The sequence below is a fragment of the Rhodococcus sp. AW25M09 genome (genome assembly GCF_000333955.1).
In the GTDB taxonomy this organism is placed as follows: domain Bacteria; phylum Actinomycetota; class Actinomycetes; order Mycobacteriales; family Mycobacteriaceae; genus Rhodococcoides.
This window is the reverse complement of sequence record NZ_CAPS01000151.1, coordinates 1-2,427: the sequence shown is the minus strand read 5'-3', so window position 1 is coordinate 2,427 and position 2,427 is coordinate 1. Positions and strand designations below refer to the sequence as shown.

General features: G+C 60.6%; 1 protein-coding gene and 1 pseudogene. One reads left to right on the top strand and one right to left on the bottom strand.

The window, feature by feature from the left end; translation table 11 throughout:
• A pseudogene (locus RHODMAR_RS26680) lies at positions 1-597 on the bottom strand (hypothetical protein); the annotation flags it as partial.
• Positions 598-1,875: 1,278 nt separating this feature from the next.
• Between RHODMAR_RS26680 and RHODMAR_RS26670 the strand changes: the two are divergent.
• Positions 1,876-2,169, top strand: coding sequence for a hypothetical protein (locus RHODMAR_RS26670; protein ID WP_042940568.1), 294 nt, complete (start codon positions 1,876-1,878; stop codon positions 2,167-2,169).
• Positions 2,170-2,427 lie beyond the last annotated feature (258 nt).

The window sequence follows — 2,427 nt, the reverse complement described above, 5'->3', positions numbered from 1 at the left end:
CACTTCTACATCGAAGTCACGTTCTCGGCCTTCGAGCCCCCACTGTTCGCAGAACCTCTCGAACTCGCTGCACAGACTGTTCTCGTCCGCCCATTCGCACGCGGACTCGTTCAGCCGCCTGACCCACTCGCGATGGTTCGCACGCTCGGTATTGGCGCTCTCGCGTACGGCCTGCAAGGTCCGTTCGACGGCGGCCCGTTCGTGGATCGGCCGCACATACTCACCGAACCACGCGGGAGCGGCCCCAGGTGACACCGTGACCGGTGAGATGTCACGTGGACGCACCAACCCCGTCCAGCTCTTGTAGGTGTGCTCGACGGCCATCAACGGCTCACGCCACACGACAGCAACGCTTGCATGGGTCTCGGTGGCATTGCGCTCGTCCACCGAGAACCATCCCGACGCGGCGATACCGCCGCTTCCATCACTTATCTGCACATAGGCCCCCTCTGCGGGGTATCCCGCAACCAGGGGCTCTGGCAAGGCCTCGAGCACGACGGCCCGGTTCGACCAGTCAGCACCCCCTAGAGACCCGTTGTCGAAGGCCACCTCGAGCACGGACGCAACTGGCAACACTGAATCGACGATCGATGTCATGGCAGATTTCAGCCTCTCAATTCGGGTGACGGATGGTCAGTCCGCCGATCAACAGAACGCCTCTGAATCTACCATCGAAACACTTGCACTGGAAGACGTAAGAGTCATCGAAACACGTCGATAGACACAGCTTTTGGGATCACAACTATCGACAAGACGCAACCCGGCAGCGGCCGCAATTGTCCCCGGCGCACTCGGTGCCGGGGACAGGGTGCGCCCTGTCCGAAGCCAATGCCGGAATAGGATCGCTTAGGTGCCCCGTCCCTTTCCTCTTCTCGACGACTCCGTCTTCACCTCCTTCGGATACAAGCGGAGTACCAAACGGGTGGGTCCCGATCTCGAGGACGCCTGCCTCTGCGGATCCCGCCGGCGGACGCGGTCCTGCCATGCGACTGCAGCCGGTCGCTGGATCGCCTCGGAACCGCCACCCCTCCTGAACGATGCTCGCACTGGCTACGCACACCCCGAGTGCTTCGGCCAGGCAGGCGCAGACTGTTCCGACAAGATCAGTAGAGAGCATTGGATCAGTGCCAACATTCACCGGCAGCTGCACATCGACGGAAAAGCACCCATGCTCAGCGGCGCACCGTGGCTGCGTGGAGCATCGAAATCGGTGGGCACAAAAGCACTAGCCTCGAAGATCCTCTGTGAGCGCCACAACAATGCATTGTCACCTTTGGATTCCATTGCAGGACAGTTCTTTCAGGCAGTTCGGGACATGCAGTTGTCCTTGGCGAGCAAGGCAGCCCCTTTCCTGGGGCCAGCCGACGATCATTTCCTCCTTCTCAGTGGACCTCGACTACAACTCTGGCTCCTCAAACTTGTTCTGGGGGGCGTGGCCTCACGCTCCTTCGGTGCGGCCGGGACACCTCTGAAGTCGGTCAGGACACAACCAGGGGTTGCGCTCCATGATATTCTGTGGCGCGGAGCGTTGTTCCCTAATCGATGGGGACTGCACGCTCGAAGGCACCGAGTCGATCCCAAGGGCACGCCAGAATCTATCGGCGTCATTAACCAAACAATTGACGACGAGGTATGCGGTGCGACGGTTCAATTCGGGGCACTGAATCTGAACCTCGGCCTTGGGGTGCCCGAGAACAGCGCGACGGTACAACCTGCTTCATACCGCTTCGACAGACCCTCGACAGACGTCCAGAAATACATTGCGCTTGCCTGGCCAGAGGACGGCCACGAACCCATCAGTTACTCGAACCTTGGATAACCCACGGCGCGACCGCTCCGCAGTTCTACCCGTATCCGCGATGTACTCTCGCCGGCATGACGACGCTCACCAATTCCCTGGACCAGGCCAGTTCTACGATCCACGACGCCGGCCGCCGCATTCAATCTCTGCAGGCCACCCTGGACGGTACCAAGGAAGACCTCACGAAAGCTCAGGAGGAACTGACTCGTCTAGCTCTCGCTCTCGACACCTACGCTGCAGCTACCGAGGCGGGGCAACCGGTCGAAGGGAACCAGCTCAGACTGATCTCAGGAGCACTTGCTGCCGCAGCACAGAGCCTGACCAACTCGTCCAATCTGCTCCGCGACGACGTGATCGCAGCGATCTAGCCAGCAGGTGTACTCCCCTTCTCCGACCACCACCACATGCAAGCCTGGGCAACTGCTGGTTCTGAGCCCGTTGTGCAGACTGCCGTGCTTACCCGCGACGGGTCAGGTCGGATCATGTCTGCCGTCGAAAACGGCGTGACTGTGACGCGTACACCCGCGACGTGCAGGGTCCTTCGGTACCGTCTCCTCAATGAGCGGACTGAAGATCGTGTACAGCGACGGTTCATCGAAGACGTTTCCTGCGGTCTACGCATGGAA